A 17,296-nucleotide genomic window follows, 5' to 3' on the forward strand; every position below is an offset into this window, starting at 1 on the left:
TTGTTAGTAGCTTGTTTTTACATTGTTAATGACGCGATTAACGATCAAATCTCGTCCCTTTCCTTGCGATTATTCCGAACAAGATCCTCTATGGTTAAATTGGCTTAACTAAAAATGAGGTTGCCATGAATACCTTTCGGTTATTTTTGATCGTAGGAATGTTGTTTTCATGGACGGCAGTGAGTCAGGCAGGAGTGGCCGGCGGGGTAATTCGCTTCGTCGGCTCTATCGTTGAAAGTCCTTGCACGGTCAAGATTGCAGATTCTAAGGCGAATACGCAATGTTACCGCAACGGCCAGCATTATCAGGCCCAGCAAGCGTTGTCAGGTTTTGATACTACACGCAAAGAACTTCCGCTGAATCTTGGCACAACCGAAATGAAGTGGGTAGACCAACAGAAGAAACTTGCTGTTATGACGGTCGTTTATCGTTAAGTCGTTCCGCCATGCCGGCGTAACGTTACGTCGGCATGGTTATTCTCAGCCTGCAGGCACTTCACCGCTTCACCCACTCCTTCACCGTTTCACGCGCACCGCGATCGCGCAGTGACAAATAGGCTTGCGTCACCGCCTCGATAAACGCGGCATGCGTCGCCAGCTGTTCGCCAAACACCGATTTCAGCGCCAGGAGCGCCGTTACGCGCCGCCGATCGTCCGGAGTGGCGGCGATCGTCTGTTGCAGGACATCTGCCAGCGGATCGCGAATGTCGATGGGCTGGCCGGCGTCATCGACACCGCCGACGTACCGCATCCAGCCCGCCACGCCCAGCGCCAGCCCGCTATAGTCGCCGCCGTGCCGCAGATGCCAGCGCACGGCGTCCAGCAGGCGCTGCGGCAGCTTTTGCGTGCCGTCCATGGCGATCTGCCAGGTGAGGTGTTGCAGCGCCGGATTGCTGAAGCGCGCGATAAGCTGTGCGGCGTAGTCGGGCAGACTGATGCCGGTGACGCTCAGGGTTGGGGCCTGCTCGCACAGCATCAGCCGCTGTGCGGCGCGGCGGTAGTGCTCGTCCGCCATGCACTCGTTGATATAGCGGTAGCCGCCCAGGTAACCGAGATATGCCAGGAACGAGTGGCTGCCGTTCAGCATGCGCAGCTTCATATGCTCAAACGGCAGCACATCGCGGACCAACTGGGCGCCGGCCAGCTCCCATGCCGGGCGTCCGGCGGCGAAATTGTCTTCCACGACCCATTGAATGAAGGGCTCGCAGGCGATGGCGCATTCGTCACGCACGCCGCCCAGCGCGGCGGCGATCTCATCCAGCGTGGCCGGCGTGGCGGCCGGAACGATGCGATCGACCATGGTGCAGGGGAAGGTGGCGGCGGAGGCGATCCAGTCGGCGAGCGACGGATCCCGCGCCTGCGCCAAATCGAGCACCGCCCGGCGCAGGACGTGGCCGTTCTCCGGAATATTGTCGCAGGAGAGCAGGGTGAAGGCGGGCAGCTCGCGTTCACGCCGCAGCCGCAGCGCCTCCACCAAAATGCCGGGCGCGGTCTGCGGCTGATGCGGCGCCGCCAGATCGGCGACGATCCCCGGATGCCGCCGATCCAGCCGCCCGCTGCCGGGTTCGATGCAGTAGCCCTTTTCGGTAATGGTCATCGAGACGATCGCCACCTGCGGCTCGGCCAGCTTCTCCAACACCGCGGCGATGCCCTCCAGCTTGCGGTGCACGCTCTCATGCACTGCGCCGATCACCAGGGCCTGATGGCCGTCCGCGCCTTTCTCCAGCACGCTGTATAAATGATCCTGTTGCCGCAGCGCCTGAAACAGCGGCACGCCGCCGGACAGGCTGATCTCGCAAATGCCCCAGTCGCCGCCCTGGGCGTTCAACACCCGATCGGTCAGCAGCGCCTGATGCGCACGGTGGAACGCGCCGAAACCCAGGTGCACGATGCGGCTGCGCAGGGCCCGGCGATCATAATTCGGTTGCCGGACGGCGCCCGGCAGCGGGGTGTTGGCGATCGTATTCATCTCATCTCCAAAGCGAGTAGACAGCTGGCGGGCCACTTGCGTCAAGTTAGCGGACCAGTTTGCCGACGCATGGACAGCGGGGCGCCAGCGATAAAAAACTGCCCCCAGTCTAAATTTGTCGGCAGGTTAAGGGAATTGGTCAGGCCAAAATAAGCCAGAATCGTGAAGCGGATCAACCAATGAACGGTTCAATTTTGACAGCGCACGGCGAAAGAGTAAGTTAAAGCTAGCTGACATCTAAATTAAACTGGTATAACAACATCGCGATGCGAGACAGGCATAAGGACACAACATGGAACAAACATGGCGTTGGTATGGCCCGAACGATCCGGTCTCTTTGGATGACGTGCGTCAGGCTGGGGCGACCGGGGTGGTCACGGCGCTGCACCATATTGCGAACGGCGAGGTCTGGCCGATCGACGAGATCCGCGCGCGGCAGGCGCTGCTGGCGGAAAAAGGGTTGGTGTGGTCGGTGGTGGAGAGCGTGCCGGTACATGAAGAGATCAAAACCCACAGCGGCGATTGGCGGCGGCATATCGCCAACTATCAACAGACGCTGCGCAACCTCGCGGCCTGCGGCATCGACACCGTCTGCTACAACTTCATGCCGATCCTCGACTGGACGCGCACCGATCTGGCCTATTCGCTGCCGGACGGCGCCAAAGCGCTGCGTTTCGATCAAATCGCCTTCGCCGCGTTCGAGCTGCATATCCTGCAACGCGCCGGCGCCGAGGCGGACTATACGGCGCAAGAGCGCAGTCAGGCGGCGGCCTATTTCGCCGCCATGGGCGAGGAGGAGAAAGCCACGCTGACGGGCAATATCATCGCCGGGCTGCCGGGGGCGGAAGAAGGCTATACGTTGGAGCAGTTCCGCCGCCGCCTGGCGGAATACGACGGCATCGACAAGGCGCAGCTGCGCGAAAACATGGCGGTCTTTCTGCGCGCCATCGTGCCGGTGGCGGAAGAGGCCGGCATCCGGCTGGCGGTGCATCCCGACGATCCGCCGCGGCCGATCCTCGGCCTGCCGCGCATCGTCTCCACGATCGAAGACATGCAGTGGCTGAAGCAGACCGTCGACAGCATTCATAACGGTTTCACCCTATGCACCGGTTCCTACGGCGTGCGCGCCGACAACGATCTGGTGCGGATGATTGAAACCTTCGGCGATCGCATTCACTTTACCCACTTACGCGCCACCTGCCGCGAGGAAAACCCGAAAAGCTTCCACGAGGGGGCGCATCTGCAGGGCGATGTGGACATGGTGGCGGTGATCGAAGCGATCCTGACCGAAGAACTGCGTCGGCAGCGGGCGGGCGATCGGCGGCCGATCCCGATGCGCCCCGATCATGGGCATCAGATGCTGGACGATTTGAAAAAGAAAACCAATCCGGGCTATTCGGCCATCGGGCGGTTGAAAGGGCTGGCGGAGCTGCGCGGCGTCGAGCTGGCGCTCAAGCGGCGATTTTTCCCGGAATTGCCGTAGCGGAAAATGAAACGGGGCCGAGTATCGGCCCCGCTGGTGCGACTAGTCGGCGCGGCTCATGTAGCGGCGTTCGGCGATATGAATGCGGATCTTGTCGCCGGCGCTGAGGTATTCCGGCACATGGATCACCAGACCGGTGGCCATGGTGGCCGGCTTGTTGCGGGCGCTGGCGGAAGCGCCTTTGATGCCCGGCGCGGTCTCGACGATTTCCATATCCACGGTCTGCGGCAGCTCCAGCGCCAGCACCTGGCCGTCCAACGTCAGCACCTGCATGCCCGGCAGGCCGCCTTCCGGAATGAACAGCAGTTCGTCTTCGATCTGGTCTTTCTTGAAGATGTACGGCGTGTAATCTTCGTCATCCATAAACACGTATTCTTCGCCGTCGATATAGGAGAAGTTCACCTTGCGGCGCGACAGGGAAATGGTGTCCAGGATATCGTCGCCCTTGAAGCGTTCTTCTACTTTCAGGCCGGTGCGCACGTCGGAGAAGCGCATTTTGTACAGGGTGCTGGCGCCGCGGGCGCTCGGGCTCTGCACGTCGATATCTTTTACCAGCAGCAGCTTGCCGTTGTAGCTGATCGCCATGCCGCGTTTAATTTCGTTAGCTCTTGCCATTTCAATTCATCCGCAATGAAGAGTATTAGAGAAGTTGCGACAAGGTACTCGCGCCGCCGATTTCAGGCAATAGCCCGGCGCAAAAACAGTGCGGGAAAGGGAGGGCGGCAGCCCTCCCGTCGGGGATTACCGGAAGACCGGCAGCAGGCCGAACAGCGACAGAATATGCGCGGCGGCGTTGATCAGTCCAAACAGGATGACGAACAGGATCACGCCGTTGCCGCCCGGTGCGCGATAACCGGCCTGCGGATAGCGGCGGCGGCTGGCGCGCGCCATCAGCGCCGGCACGATCACCGCCCAGATGGTGGCCGCCAGCCCGGCGAAGCCGATGGCGTACAGGAAACCGTTCGGGAACAGCAGCGCGGCCAGGGTCGGCGGCACAAAGGTCACCAGCGCGGTCTTGCTGCGCCCGACGGCGTCGTCCTTGAATTTGCAGAAGTCCGCCAGGTAGTCGAACAGGCCCAGCGACACGCCGAGGAACGAGCTGGCCAGCGCCATATAGGAGAAGGCGTTCAGCAGTTGGCTGACGGTCTGGCTGCTGGAGACGTTGCCCATTTGCTTGAGCAGGCTGCCGATATTGCCGCCCTCGGCGATCACCTGCTTAAAGGCGTCGCGCGCGATATTGCCCTGAATCACATACTGCCACAGGATGTAGATAGCCAATGCCAACAGGGTGCCGTACACCAGGCTGCGCACCACGGAGCCGCTGTCCTTGTGGTAGTACTTCACCAGCCCGGGAATGTTGCCGTGGTAGCCGAACGAGGTCAGCAGGTAAGGCAACGCCGCCAGGGCGTAAGGCAGATAGCTGGCCTGGTCATCACCGGTATTGAACAGTACCGCAGGCTGCACGTGGGTGAACATGTCGCCCACCGACATCACGAAGGTGATCACCATGCCGCCGATCAGAATGGTGCTCAGGCGGTCGACCGCGCGGGTGGAGAGCCAGACGATAAACGCCACGACCAGCGCGAACACCAGGCCGGCGGTGGTCTGGCCGACGCCGACGATGCCCTCCAGCGTGTGCGCGATGATCGAACCGCCCGCGGAGATATAGGCGTAGGTCAGGATGTACAGCACGAACGCCACCGACAGGCCGTTCACGGCGTTCCAGCCTTTGCCCAGCAGATCCTTGACCATGGTGTTGAAGCTGGCGCCGCTCGGGTAGTGCAGCGTGGCTTCAAGGATCATCAGGCCGGAAAGCAACATGCAGGCCCAGGTATACACCAGCAGCGCGACGGAGCCGCTGAACCAGACACCGGAAGTGACGATCGGAATGGAAAACATGCCGGCGCCTACGGCGGTACCGGCAATGATCATCGCGCCGCCGAGAACGGAAGGGCGGGCCAGCTTCTGGATGGTGTCCGTAGACATGTGTGCTCCTGATGGAAGAGGTTCTTTTGTACTAGCTCAATGGTACATGGGTGCATGGTGCATGTAAAGCGTGGGAATTGCACGCTTCACGCGTTTTTGTCTTTAAATTGCGGCTTTTTGGGCATTTATTCGCCAGGCGGCGAATCCGACGGGGCAAGACGGTTGCGGGACGAGTGTAAAGATCGCCAAGGCGCAGGGATTCTGCTGGCGGCCGCCGCACGCGGCTGCTATTGTCGCGCTTCTTTTCCCCAGCCCACCAGGAGTAGCGCTGATGGACTGTCGCAGCGACTGCGGCGCTTGCTGTATCGCGCCGTCAATATCCAGCCCGATCCCCGGCATGCCGAACGGCAAGCCCGCCAATACCCGCTGCATTCATTTGGATGAACAGCTGCGCTGCGGCCTGTTTCATTCGCCGCTGCGGCCGAAGGTGTGCGGCAGCCTGCAGCCGAGCCGCGACATGTGCCACGATCACCGCGATCAGGCGCTGATCTACCTCGCCAGACTGGAAGCGGACACCGCGCCTTAAGCGTCTTTCAACCGCCACAGACACAGCGTCGCGCCTGCGGCCATCGCCAGCGCGGCGTAAAACACCGCATGGTAGTTCCAGATTTCCGCCACCGCGCCGGCGATGGCGCCGGCGATAACCCAGCCGACTCGAATGGTGTTGGTGAACAGCGTGGTGGCCGTGCCGGGCTGACCGGGCATCAAATCCTGGAAGTAGAGCATGCCGATCCCCGCCAGCACGCCGATAAACGCCGCATTCAACAGCTGCAGAGCGATGAGTTGCCCACTGCCGGTGATAAACAGCAGGCCGCAGTAGAACAGTACGCCGGCGACGGCGGCGCCGAGCATCAAACACCGTTTGCCGCAGCGTTTCGCCACCATGCCGGCGATCAGCATGATCGGGATTTCCAGCCCGGCGGCGGTGCCCATCAGCACGCCGACCAGCCGCTCCGGCAGCCGCAGTTCGTGCACCATATACAGCGGCATGTTGATCAGGTACATGCTGTTGGCGGTCCACATCAGGGTGCTGGCGCCAAACAGCAGCAGCGCGTCGCGGCGATGTTGCCGCGGTGCAGCCAGAGGCGCGCTCGCCACGGCGCTTTTCGGCATGGAGGGCAGCCGTTTCCACACCAGCAGGCCGCACAGGACAAAGGCCGCCGCGCCCGCCAGATACAGGGTTTTGAAGCCGAAACTCAGCGCCAGCGCGAAGGCGATCGGCGGGCCAATGACCCAGGCCAGGGAGACCTGGGCGCGCATGATGGAGGTGAACATCACCGCCTCGCGCCCGGTACGGTCGGCATGCTCACGCGCCAGCGCAAACATCTGCGGGTTGGCGGTGGAGCCGAAGCTGGTAAGCACCACGCCGACGATCAGCAGCAGATAGTAGTTGCGGCTCCAGGCGAACAGCGTGAACCCCAGCGCACCCAGCATGCAGCAGAGGAAGATCAGCGATTTGCGGTCGCCTTGTTTATCCGAGCGGCCGGCGAGAAACTGGCTGACCAGAATGCCGATCACCGCGCTGCCGGTAAAGAACAGCCCGACCAGCGCCGGGCGTACCTTGACCTCGGTTTCCAGAAACAGGCTCAGCGTCGGGGTTTGCAACGCACCGGCGATGCCGGTCAGGAAGGCCACCGCCAAAAAGGCCAGCGAAGTGAGATCGGGCGCGCGTCGCGTTATTGCGGATGAAGTCGGCATGGTGGTTGATAATTCGTCGAAAAAGGAAGGTCGCGCGCATCATACGCCCGTTGAAATGAAACGCAAACCGCTCCCTTGCGGCGAAGGGTAAACGGATATGTCGTGCGGCGACGAGAAAAAAGGGGCGCGTTGCGCCCCTTTGCTTGCCGGTAAATCAGGCGCCTTGCGGTACCGCGTGCGCGGTATTTTTCAATACCGGCCCCCGATACTTCTCGATCTGCAGCTGCGCCATCTGCCCGCAGTTGCCCTGCGCCAGGCTGGAGGAGCCGATGTCGAAGGTCAGGCAGTTGACGTTGCCGTTCTTGCACAGCGAGCCGGGCTGCGCCGGATCGGCCGGATCGAACCAGGCGCCTTCGCTGATGCGCACCACGCCCGGTCGCACGTCTTCGCTGACCACCGCCCCCACCAGGATCTGGCCGCGATCGTTAAACGCCCGCACCAGATCGCCGCCGGTAATGCCGCGCGGCTGCGCGTCCTGCGGGTGGATCAGGATCGCTTCACGATCCGCTACCGCATATTTCTTGCGCAGCGGCGTATTGTCGAGCTGGGAGTGCAGCCGGTTGGTCGGGTGCGCGGTATTGAGCGACAGCGGATACTTGGCCGCTTCCGGCCCGCGATACCACTCGTGCGGCGGCATCCAGGTCGGGATGCCGGGGCAATCCTCATAATGCATTTTGGCGATGGCGTCGGAGTAGATTTCGATCTTGCCCGACGGCGTGCCCAGCGGGTTCAGCAGCGGGTTGTCGCGGTAATCGGCGAAGCGCACCCACTGCTTATTGGCCTCCGGCACCGGGAAACGCACGTAGTTATTGGATTGCCAGAACATGTCGAACGGCGGCAGCGCCACCCGCGCGGCGCGCGCCTGGTTTTTCATGTCGTCGTACATGCCTTTCAGCCACTGGGTTTCATCCTTGCCCTCGGTAAAGGCCTCCTGCACGCCCAGCTTGGCCGCCATCGCCGAGAAGATGTCGAAGTCGCTGCGCGACTCGTGCTGCGGCGGCACGCATTGATGCATCGGGAACACGTAGAGCTGCGAATAGTCGCCGCCCATTTCCAGATCGTTGCGCTCGTAGCTGGTGGTGGCCGGCAGGACGATATCGGCATGCTTGGCGGTGGCGGTCCAGTAAGGCTCGTTGACCACGATGGTGTCCGGCCGCTGCCAGGCTTTGACCAGGTTATTGGTGTCCTGATGCTGGTGGAAGGTGTTGCCGCCCGCCACATACACCATTTTCACCTCGGGGTAGGTGACCTTGGCGCCGTTGAAGTCGATGGTTTTGCCCGGATTGCTCAGGCATTCGGCGATGCGCGCTACCGGGATCGGCGCCGGCGAGTTCTTCGGCGCGTTGCCGGCGGAGATGCCGGCGATGATGCCGCCCTTGGCGGTCGGGCTGCCGCCGGACGAATAGTGGTAGCTGAAGCCGAAGCCGCCGCCCGGCAGGCCGATCTGGCCGAGCATCGCCGCCACCGTCACCAGCAGCCAGTGCTGCTGTTCGCCGTGATGCTGGCGCTGAATGCCCCAGCCGCCCATGATCATGGTGCGATTTTTCGCCATCTCGCGCGCCAGCGCGCGCAGCGTGTCGGCATCGACGCCGCTGATGTCGGCCGCCCATTCGGCGGTTTTCGCCACGCCGTCGCTCTCGCCCAGCAGGTAGGCCTGGAACTTGTCGAAGCCGACGGTATAGGTTTTCAGGAAGTCCGGGTTATGCAGCTTCTCGGTCAGCAGCGTATGGGCGATGCCGATCAGCATGGCGCCGTCGGTGTATGGGCGCGGGGCGATCCACTGCGCATTGACGAACTTGGCGCTGTCGTTGTGTACCGGATCGATGCTGATCACCCGGGTGCCTTTTTTCTTCAGCGCCTCGAAGCCGGTCTGGCCGACGTGATCCGGCACGTTCCAGCTGTTTTTCAGCGTGACCATCGGGTTGCAGCCCCACAGGATCACCAGCTCGCTGTTCTCGATCACGTTCGGCCAGGCGGTCTGCTGTTCGTAGACCTCCATCGAGCCGACCACGTGCGACATGATCACCTGCGCCGCGCCGGTGGAGTAGTCGCCGGCGTAGCCGAGGAAGCCGCCGGTCAGGTTCATCAGGCGCTGCAGCAGCGTGCGGCTGTTGTGCAGCATGCCGACGCTTTTCCAGCCGTAGGAACCGGCGTAGATCGACTGCGGGCCGTGATCTTTTTGCAGGCGGGTGATCTCATTGCACACCAGCTCGGTTGCTTTGTCCCAGCTGACGCGCACCCACTCGTCGCGGCCGCGCAGCTCGGTGCGGCTGCCGGGGCCGCCTTCCAGCCAGCTTTTGCGCACCATCGGGTATTTGATGCGGTTCTCGGCGTGCACCTGATAAGGCGCCATGGTGATCAGCTCATTGGGATACGGATCGTCCTGCACCGGCTGCACGCCGACCATCTTGCCGTCCTGCACGATGGCTTCAAACGCGCCCCAGTGGGCGCCGGTCAGAATGCCTTTCTGCGCCTGACGCAAGACGATGAACTGCGGCAGCGCTTCGCTGATGGCCTGCGCCAGCGCCGCTTTGGGCCATAATCCCGCCAGCAGCGGGGCGGCGGTCAGCGCGGCGGCGCCGGTCAGGAAGCGGCGGCGGCTCATGGTTAACGGTTTTTGGTTGCTCATTGCGCTTCTCCCTTAAAGCTTGGCCGGTGCGGCAGGTGGCATGTCGCTGGCGTGTTTTTGTACGTATTGTGTCAGCACGCGCAGCTGTTCCTGCGTCAGCGAGGTACGCGGCGCCATGCCTTTGATGACGCCGATCCATTGGTTGGCGTTGAAGCGATCGAGCGCGGTCAGCCCGTGGCAGCCGGTGCAGTTGGCCGACATCATGTCCGCGGCGTAGCGCCAGATTTTTTGCTGATCGTCGATCAGCTGCTTGCGCGGCAGCCACACCTGCAGAGAGACCTGATGCCAGACCAGGCCGGTTTCCGCATCGGTCTGGGTGGACGCGGTCTTCAGCTGTTTGCGCGCGTTTTCACCCAGCAGCACGCTGAGGATGCGTTTGCCCTGCGCGGCGTAGAACACTTCGCTGACCCCGTCTTGCTGCCAGCCGCTCACGGTGGCCAGCACCTTGTCGCCATCCTGTTTCACCACCTGCACTTCGGTGGACGGCATCAGGTTGCCGGCATTATGGCTGTCGTCTGCGCTGAGGAAGAACGGTTCGGTGGCGATGGTGTAGAGGGTGGTGGCGCCCGGTGCGGTCAGCGCCGCGGCCTTGGCCAGCTCGGCGGCGCCGGCCTGGGTTTCGCCGCTCATGTCCGGCAGGATGTGGGCCACGCCTTTATGGCAGTCGATGCAGGTTTCGCCCTGTTTGATCGCCACCGGGTGCTGCAGGCGCGCCTCAGGGCGCTGGGCGGTGATGTCCATGGCGTCGTAGCTGTGGCAGGAGCGGCAGGTGGCCGAGTCGTTCTCTTTCAGCGTCTTCCAGACCGACTGCGCCATCGCCAGCTTGTGCGCTTCATATTTTTCCGGCGTATCGATGGTGCCGACCATCTCGCCGTAGATGTCTTTTACCGCGCGGATTTTGGTCCACAGGTAATCGATCGGCTGGTGCGGCACGTGGCAGTCGGCGCACTCGGCGCGGATACCCTTGGTGTTTTGGAAGTGGACGCTGCCCTGATATTCGGCCAGCGGTTGTTGCATGGTGTGGCAGGAAACGCAGAAGGCGGTATCGCTGGTTTTATGGAATACGGTGGCGGTCCCGGCCAACAGCGCCGCGCCGAGGATAATCCCCAGCAGCAAAAGCCATAGCCATCCCCACCGGCGCTTTTTTTCAAAGCCAGTCAGTTTTTTGCTCATGGTAAACCCGCTTATAATTATGAATTTAAAATAAAATCTTGCCAAAAGGCCGCCGACCGGAGGTCAGAATGCCACGTCGATTGCAGGGGTAATGATAGAAGAGGGTTAACCCCATGGGGTTATCCGTAGTCAAAAAAATGGCGTATATCGCAAAAAATAGCGTTATATTCTATTTTATATAGCGATGGGCTGTGAGGCAGGCAACGCGAACGCCGCGCGCTCGCGAAGGGCTCAGGCCGTTGGCAAGTAGGTTTGGCCGCTCAGCCACAGGCGGATCGCCGTGCGGCTGGCTTCGAAATGGGGTTCCGGCAGAGAGTCTGGCGCGCACCAGCGCCATTCGGCGCATTTTTCGGGTTCTTTCAGCTCGGCTTCGCCGCCGGGATGCGCCACCTGCAGACAGATGGACACCGTGTGTTTGCCTTCGGCGCGCCAGGTTTGCAGATTGTTGCTGACGCCAACGAAGCGCGGCGGATCGATGATCAACCCGGTTTCTTCGGCAATTTCGCGCTGGGCGCACTGCTCGAAGGTTTCACCGGCATCCAGATGCCCGCCGGGGATCGACCAAAAGGGCGCGTGGGAGCCGCAGCGTTTGCCCAGCAAAATCTCGCCTTGCGGGTTCACGATGATCACCCCGACGCCCGTCACTACATTCATGCTTTTCTCCGTCAGCAAAGTTTCAGCACAGTATGTCATTTTGCCCCGGCGCTGACCAATGCGCCGATGAAAGTGTGCGTAAGCTCAAAAATCTGCAATGGCGAAAGGGAGAAAACTTGCTTTCATCTTGCGCTGCTTACACACTCCTTGAAACGTTTCAGCGTTATCCGACCGCTTGTGGGCAGCGGGTAACGCTCCTTTTTCTCAATGAAGCTGAAACGATTCAATTCAGCAGGAGAGGAGAATCATGTTCCAGTTGTCACCGCAAGACATTCATCTGGGCGCCGCTGCCGCCGATAAGCAGGAGGCCATCCGTCAGGTGGCCGCCGCGCTGACCGACGCCGGCTGCGTCAGCGCCGGTTATGTGGACGGCATGCTGCAGCGCGAACTGCAGACGTCCACCTACCTGGGCAACGGCATCGCCATTCCGCACGGCACCACCGATACCCGCGATCTGGTGTTGAAAACCGGCGTGCAGGTGTTCCAGTTCCCGCAGGGCATCGCGTGGGGGGAGGGCCAGACCGCCTATGTGGCGATCGGCATCGCCGCCCGTTCCGACGAGCATTTGGCGCTGCTGCGTCAGCTCACCCACGTGCTGAGCGATGACAGCGTGGCGGAGCGGCTGGCGAAAACCACCTCCGCGGAAGAGCTGCGCAGCCTGTTGATGGGCGAACGGCAGAGCGCCGAATTCCAGTTCGACGTTTCGCTGATTGCGCTCGACGTCGCCGCCGACAGCCTGATGACGTTGCAGGCGCTGAACGCCGGCCGTCTGCAAAAAATCGGGGCGGTCAACGCGCAGTTCGTCAGCGATGCCATCACCCGCAAACCGCTGAATCTGGGGCAGGGCATTTGGCTGAGCGACAGCGTTGAAGGCAACCTGGCCAGCGCGGCCACCGTCAGCCGCCCGGCGCAGGCTTTCGTGGAAGACGGCGAGCCGGTGGCGCTGCTGCTGACGGTGTCGGTCGCCGACGCGCAGCCGCTGGCGGTGCTCAACTACCTCAGCGATCTGCTGCTGGCCAACAAAGCTGAACGCTTGCTGAAGGCGGATGCCGCCGGCGTGCTGGCGCTGCTGACCAGCGACGTGGCGGAAGAGAGCAGCGTGCTGAGCGCCGAATTCGTGATCCGCAACGAGCACGGTCTGCACGCGCGGCCGGGCACGGCGCTGGTCAACGTGATCAAAAGTTTCAACAGTGACATCACCGTCACCAACCTGGACGGCAGCGGCAAGCCGGCCAACGGGCGCAGCCTGATGAAGGTGGTGGCGTTGGGCGTGAAGAAAGGGCATCACCTGCGCTTTACCGCCAATGGAGAAGATGCTGAAGCCGCGCTGAAGGCGATTGGCGAAGCGATTAATGAAGGACTGGGCGAGGGCGCAGCATGAGCAGAAGAGTAGCAACAATCACCCTGAACCCGGCGTACGATCTGGTGGGTTTCTGCCCGCAGATTGAACGCGGGGAAGTCAACCGGGTAAAAACCGCCGGCCTGCACGCCGCCGGTAAGGGCATCAACGTCGCCAAGGTGTTGAAAGATTTAGGCATCGACGTCACCGTCGGCGGCTTCCTGGGCAAAGATAATCAGGACGGTTTCCAGCTGCTGTTCAGCGATCTGGGGATCGCCAACCGCTTTCAGGTGGTGCCGGGGCGCACCCGCATCAATGTCAAGCTGACGGAAAAAGACGGCGAAGTGACCGATTTCAACTTCTCCGGCTTCGAAGTGACGCCGCAGGACTGGGATCGCTTCGTCAGCGACTCGCTGAGCTGGCTGGGCCAGTTTGACATGGTGGCGGTGAGCGGCAGCCTGCCGGCCGGCGTCGATCCTGACGCGTTTACCGACTGGATGACCCAACTGCGCGCCAAGTGCCCGTGCATCATTTTCGACAGCAGCCGCGAAGCGCTGGTCGCCGGGCTGAAGGCCTCGCCGTGGCTGGTCAAACCGAACCGCCGCGAGCTGGAAATCTGGGCCGGGCGCCCGCTGCCGACGCTGGCGGACGTGGTCGAGGCCGCGCATGCGCTGCGCGAACAGGGCATCGCCCACGTGGTCATCTCCCTCGGCGCGGAAGGCGCGCTGTGGGTTAACGCATCCGGCGCCTGGATCGCCAAACCGCCGTCCTGTGAGGTGGTCAGCACCGTGGGCGCCGGCGATTCGATGGTCGGTGGCCTGATTTATGGCCTGCTGATGCGCGAATCCAGCGAACACACCCTGCGTCTGGCCACGGCGGTAGCGGCGCTGGCGGTCAGCCAGAGCAACGTCGGCGTGACCGATCGTCCCCAGTTGGCCGCGATGATGGCGCGCGTCGATCTGAAACCTTTCAATCAATAGCAGGAGGCAGAATGAAAACGCTGCTGATGGTAGACAGTTCGCAGGGACAGGCCCGTGGCCACCTGGCGAAACGCATGCTGGAGGCCGCCGCGGCCAAAGCCGGCCTGACGCTGGTCGAGTCGCTGCAGGACGCCGAACTGGTGGCGGTGGCGGGGCAGGCTGCTCCTGCTGACGCCGCGCTGAACGGCAAATTGATCTATGTGGGCGAGGTAGAACAGGCGGTGCGTGAACCGGACGCGTTTCTGGCGCGCGCCCAGGCCGAAGCTGAAACCTATCAGGCGCCGCAGGCGGCTGCGGTGAAAGCCGATGGACAAAAACGCATCGTGGCGATCACCGCTTGCCCAACCGGCGTGGCGCACACCTTTATGGCGGCCGAAGCCATTGAAAGTGAAGCCAAGAAACGCGGCTGGTGGGTGAAGGTGGAAACGCGCGGCTCCGTCGGCGCCGGCAACGCCATCACCCCGGAAGAAGTGGCGGCGGCGGATCTGGTGATCGTCGCGGCGGACATCGAAGTGGATCTGGACAAGTTTGCCGGTAAGCCGATGTATCGTACTTCCACCGGTCTGGCGCTGAAGAAAACCGCGCAGGAACTGGACAAGGCGCTGGCCGAAGCCGAAGTGTTCCAGCCGCAGCAGCGCAGCGGCGCGGCGCCGACGGCGAAGAAGAAAGAGGGCAACGGCCCGTATCGTCACCTGCTGACCGGCGTGTCCTACATGCTGCCGATGGTGGTGGCGGGCGGTTTGTGCATCGCGCTGTCGTTCGTGTTCGGCATCAAGGCGTTTGAGGTCAAGGGCACCCTGGCGGCGGCGCTGATGCAGATCGGCGGCGGCTCAGCCTTCGCGCTGATGGTGCCGGTGTTGGCCGGTTTCATCGCCTTCTCCATCGCGGATCGTCCGGGCCTGACGCCGGGCCTGATCGGCGGCATGCTGGCGGTGAGCACCGGCGCCGGGTTCCTGGGCGGCATCATCGCCGGTTTCCTGGCGGGTTATGTCGCCAGGGCGATCAGCAGCAAGCTGCGCCTGCCGCAAAGTATGGAAGCGCTGAAGCCCATCTTGATCATTCCGCTGGTGGCCAGCCTGATCACCGGCCTCATCATGATTTACGTGGTTGGCACGCCGGTGGCGAAAATCATGGAAGGCCTGACCCATTGGCTGCAGTCTCTGGGCACCGCCAACGCCGTGCTGCTGGGGGCGATCCTGGGCGGCATGATGTGCACCGACATGGGCGGCCCGGTGAACAAAGCGGCCTACGCGTTCGGCGTGGCGCTGCTCAGCTCCTCGGTGTATGCGCCGATGGCGGCCATCATGGCGGCGGGCATGGTGCCACCGCTGGCGATGGGCCTGGCGACGCTGCTGGCGCGCCGCAAGTTCCCGAAATCCGAACAGGAAGGCGGCAAGGCGGCGTTGGTGCTGGGGCTGTGCTTCATCACCGAAGGGGCGATTCCGTTCGCCGCCCGCGATCCGATGCGCGTGTTGCCGTGCTGCATCGCCGGCGGGGCGCTGACCGGCGCGCTGTCGATGGCCTTCGGCGCCAAGCTGATGGCGCCGCACGGCGGCTTGTTCGTGCTGCTGATCCCGGGCGCGATTTCGCCGGTGTTGCTGTACCTGGTGGCGATCGCCGCCGGCACGCTGTTGGCCGGGGTGGCTTATGCCCTGCTGAAACGTGCTGAAACGCCGGTCGCCGCCGCGGCGTAAGCCTCGCCGATACCGCAAAACGCGCAGCCCAGAGCTGCGCGTTTTTATTTGTGTCTTAGGCAGTTAGCACGATTTACCCCTGGTCAGAAACCACAAGGCTTTCTAAGCTGATAGCGCGACCTTGTTCCTGCGAACAAGGAATGATTCAAGGAGATTCATCAGTGGCTAAAAAAGTGGCGATCGTACTGACATCCGGTTTCGCCGATTGGGAATACGCGCTGATTGCCGGCGTTGGCGGCCCGTTTTATGGGCTGGATGTGGCGTTTTTTGCGCCGCAGGCCGGGACGCTTCGTTCACAGGGCGGGTTGACGGTGGACGTTGCTCACGGCGTGGCCGAATTGGCGGACTGGCGCCCCGAGGTGCTGGTGGTGGTCGGCGGCACCCTGTGGGAAACCGAACGGGCGCCGGATATCCGCGCGTTGCTCAACGAGCAGCATCAACGCGGCGCGACCCTGGCGGGCATTTGCGGCGGGACGTTGGCGTTGGCGCGGGCCGGCCTGTTGAACGGCAGGGCGCATACCTCCAACGATGCCGAGTTCTTGACGCGCAACGTTGCGGGCTACAGCGGGCAGCGCCATTACGTTGCGAGCGTCGTCGCCGTTGTGGATGACCGCGTCATTACGTCACCGGGATCGGCGCCGGTCAGTTTTACCACCGCGGTGTTCAGGGCTGCGGGCCTGGATGAAGAAACGCTGCGTCAGTTCGGCGCCATGCTGGCGGCGGAGCACGCGGTGGGGGAAACCGCTCGCGCTTAAGCGAGCGGCCAGGGGAGGGTTACTGCTGCGTCTTCAGCCAGGCGATCTCTTCGGCCCAGATATCCGGGTTTACCGTTTCCAGAATCAGCGGGATGTTGTCGAAACGCGGATCGCGCATGATGTAGCTGAACACCGTTTTGCCGATGTTGCCTTCCCCCAGGCTGTGATGGCGGTCGACGCGGCTGTTGAACTCGCTCTTGGCGTCGTTCAGGTGCATGCCGCGCAGGTAGTTGAAACCGACGATGTCGCCCAACTGCTTGAAGGTGCGCTCGCACTCTTCTTCGGTGCGCAGATCGTACCCGGCGGCGAAGGCGTGGCAGGTGTCGATGCAAACGCCGACGCGGCTTTTGTCTTCGACGCCGTCGATGATCGCCGCCAGGTGCTCGAATTTGAAGCCCAGGTTGCTGCCCTGGCCGGCGGTGTTCTCGATCACGGCCGTCACGCCGGCGGTTTTATCCAGCGCGATGTTGATCGATTCGGCGATGCGCGCCAGGCATTTATCTTCGTCGATTTGTAGCAGGTGGCTGCCGGGGTGGAAATTCAGCAGCGTCAGCCCCAGCTGTTCGCAGCGCTGCAGCTCGTCGATAAACGCCTCGCGCGATTTTTCCAACGCGTCGGCTACCGGGTGCCCCAGATTGATCAGGTAGCTGTCGTGCGGCAGGATTTGCCCCGGCCCGTAACCGTACTGGGCGCAGGCGCTCTTGAACTTATCGATCACGTCGGCGGCCAGCGGGGCGGCCTTCCATTGACGCTGATTTTTGGTGAACAGGGCGAACGCGGTCGCCTCCAATTCGTGCGCGCGGATAACCGCCTGATCCACGCCGCCTGACGCGCTGACATGTGCACCGACAAACTTCATCTTCATTCTCCTGTGTTATCGGTGACATTATGGCATTGATGGCGGGCGGATTGAATGGCGAAAAGCGGCGGCCCGCCG

The 17,296-nt window shown here is 62.5% G+C and carries 15 protein-coding genes; 7 read left to right on the top strand and 8 right to left on the bottom strand.

All coding sequences use genetic code 11. The features are described from left to right. Window positions 1-125: 125 nt before the first annotated feature. Window positions 126-434, top strand: coding sequence for a type 1 fimbrial protein (locus ACJ8M3_RS01340; RefSeq protein ID WP_004935734.1), 309 nt, complete (start codon window positions 126-128; stop codon window positions 432-434). Window positions 435-495: 61 nt separating this feature from the next. Here ACJ8M3_RS01340 and ACJ8M3_RS01345 read toward each other — a convergent pair whose 3' ends face one another. Next, entirely contained in the window at window positions 496-1,968 is a 1,473-nt protein-coding gene (locus tag ACJ8M3_RS01345) for a mannitol dehydrogenase family protein (protein ID WP_042785059.1), read from the bottom strand. Window positions 1,969-2,260: 292 nt separating this feature from the next. Here ACJ8M3_RS01345 and uxuA point away from each other — a divergent pair, with 292 nt between their 5' ends. Then, the gene (gene uxuA / locus ACJ8M3_RS01350) at window positions 2,261-3,451 is read left to right on the top strand and encodes a mannonate dehydratase (protein WP_089194986.1); all 1,191 of its coding nucleotides are present in this window, start codon (window positions 2,261-2,263) and stop codon (window positions 3,449-3,451) included. Between the two features lie 42 nt (window positions 3,452-3,493). Here uxuA and yeiP read toward each other — a convergent pair whose 3' ends face one another. Further along, the gene (gene yeiP / locus ACJ8M3_RS01355; protein WP_004935725.1) at window positions 3,494-4,066 is read right to left on the bottom strand and encodes an elongation factor P-like protein YeiP; all 573 of its coding nucleotides are present in this window, start codon (window positions 4,064-4,066) and stop codon (window positions 3,494-3,496) included. A 126-nt stretch (window positions 4,067-4,192) separates the two neighbouring features. Then, window positions 4,193-5,437 carry a tryptophan permease gene (mtr, locus tag ACJ8M3_RS01360; protein ID WP_047025330.1) on the bottom strand — a complete coding sequence of 415 codons (1,245 nt, stop codon included), beginning with the start codon at window positions 5,435-5,437 and terminating at the stop codon, window positions 4,193-4,195. Between the two features lie 271 nt (window positions 5,438-5,708). Between mtr and ACJ8M3_RS01365 the strand changes: the two genes are divergently transcribed. Next, the gene (locus ACJ8M3_RS01365; protein WP_019453627.1) at window positions 5,709-5,963 is read left to right on the top strand and encodes a YkgJ family cysteine cluster protein; all 255 of its coding nucleotides are present in this window, start codon (window positions 5,709-5,711) and stop codon (window positions 5,961-5,963) included. On the opposite strand, the gene ACJ8M3_RS01370 is transcribed toward ACJ8M3_RS01365, so the two are convergent. From ACJ8M3_RS01370 to ACJ8M3_RS01385, 4 genes are all read right to left on the bottom strand, one after another. Beyond that, the gene (locus ACJ8M3_RS01370; protein ID WP_089197251.1) at window positions 5,960-7,135 is read right to left on the bottom strand and encodes a sugar efflux transporter; all 1,176 of its coding nucleotides are present in this window, start codon (window positions 7,133-7,135) and stop codon (window positions 5,960-5,962) included. The two genes, ACJ8M3_RS01365 and ACJ8M3_RS01370, sit on opposite strands and share 4 nt — an antisense overlap. A 154-nt stretch (window positions 7,136-7,289) precedes the next feature. Beyond that, window positions 7,290-9,764 (bottom strand): trimethylamine-N-oxide reductase TorA, encoded by a 2,475-nt coding sequence (torA, locus tag ACJ8M3_RS01375; RefSeq protein ID WP_089197250.1) that lies wholly within the window; start codon window positions 9,762-9,764, stop codon window positions 7,290-7,292. A gap of 12 nt (window positions 9,765-9,776) precedes the next feature. Next, window positions 9,777-10,937, bottom strand: coding sequence for a NapC/NirT family cytochrome c (locus ACJ8M3_RS01380; RefSeq protein WP_060660452.1), 1,161 nt, complete (start codon window positions 10,935-10,937; stop codon window positions 9,777-9,779). A 231-nt stretch (window positions 10,938-11,168) separates the two neighbouring features. Then, complete coding sequence (locus ACJ8M3_RS01385; protein ID WP_033652539.1) at window positions 11,169-11,591, bottom strand: nucleotide triphosphate diphosphatase NUDT15; 423 nt, start codon at window positions 11,589-11,591, stop codon at window positions 11,169-11,171. A 247-nt stretch (window positions 11,592-11,838) separates the two neighbouring features. On the opposite strand from ACJ8M3_RS01385, the gene fruB reads away from it, so the two are divergent. From fruB to ACJ8M3_RS01405, 4 genes are all read left to right on the top strand, one after another. Further along, window positions 11,839-12,972, top strand: coding sequence for a fused PTS fructose transporter subunit IIA/HPr protein (fruB, locus tag ACJ8M3_RS01390; RefSeq protein WP_033643805.1), 1,134 nt, complete (start codon window positions 11,839-11,841; stop codon window positions 12,970-12,972). Then, on the top strand, window positions 12,969-13,910 hold the full coding sequence (gene fruK / locus ACJ8M3_RS01395; RefSeq protein ID WP_015378523.1) for a 1-phosphofructokinase: 942 nt from the start codon (window positions 12,969-12,971) through the stop codon (window positions 13,908-13,910). The genes fruB and fruK overlap by 4 nt, the downstream gene beginning before the upstream one ends. An 11-nt stretch (window positions 13,911-13,921) precedes the next feature. Then, window positions 13,922-15,604: a PTS fructose transporter subunit IIBC gene (gene fruA / locus ACJ8M3_RS01400; protein ID WP_047025332.1), complete on the top strand. Its 1,683-nt coding sequence runs from the start codon at window positions 13,922-13,924 to the stop codon at window positions 15,602-15,604. Between the two features lie 161 nt (window positions 15,605-15,765). Continuing rightward, window positions 15,766-16,359, top strand: a complete 594-nt coding sequence (locus ACJ8M3_RS01405) for a DJ-1/PfpI family protein (RefSeq protein WP_089197249.1) — start codon at window positions 15,766-15,768, stop codon at window positions 16,357-16,359. Between the two features lie 19 nt (window positions 16,360-16,378). On the opposite strand, the gene nfo is transcribed toward ACJ8M3_RS01405, so the two are convergent. Further along, the gene (gene nfo, locus ACJ8M3_RS01410) at window positions 16,379-17,218 is read right to left on the bottom strand and encodes a deoxyribonuclease IV (RefSeq protein ID WP_089197248.1); all 840 of its coding nucleotides are present in this window, start codon (window positions 17,216-17,218) and stop codon (window positions 16,379-16,381) included. Window positions 17,219-17,296 lie beyond the last annotated feature (78 nt).

The organism is Serratia sp. CY55921 (assembly GCF_052167655.1).
Taxonomy (GTDB): domain Bacteria; phylum Pseudomonadota; class Gammaproteobacteria; order Enterobacterales; family Enterobacteriaceae; genus Serratia; species Serratia ureilytica.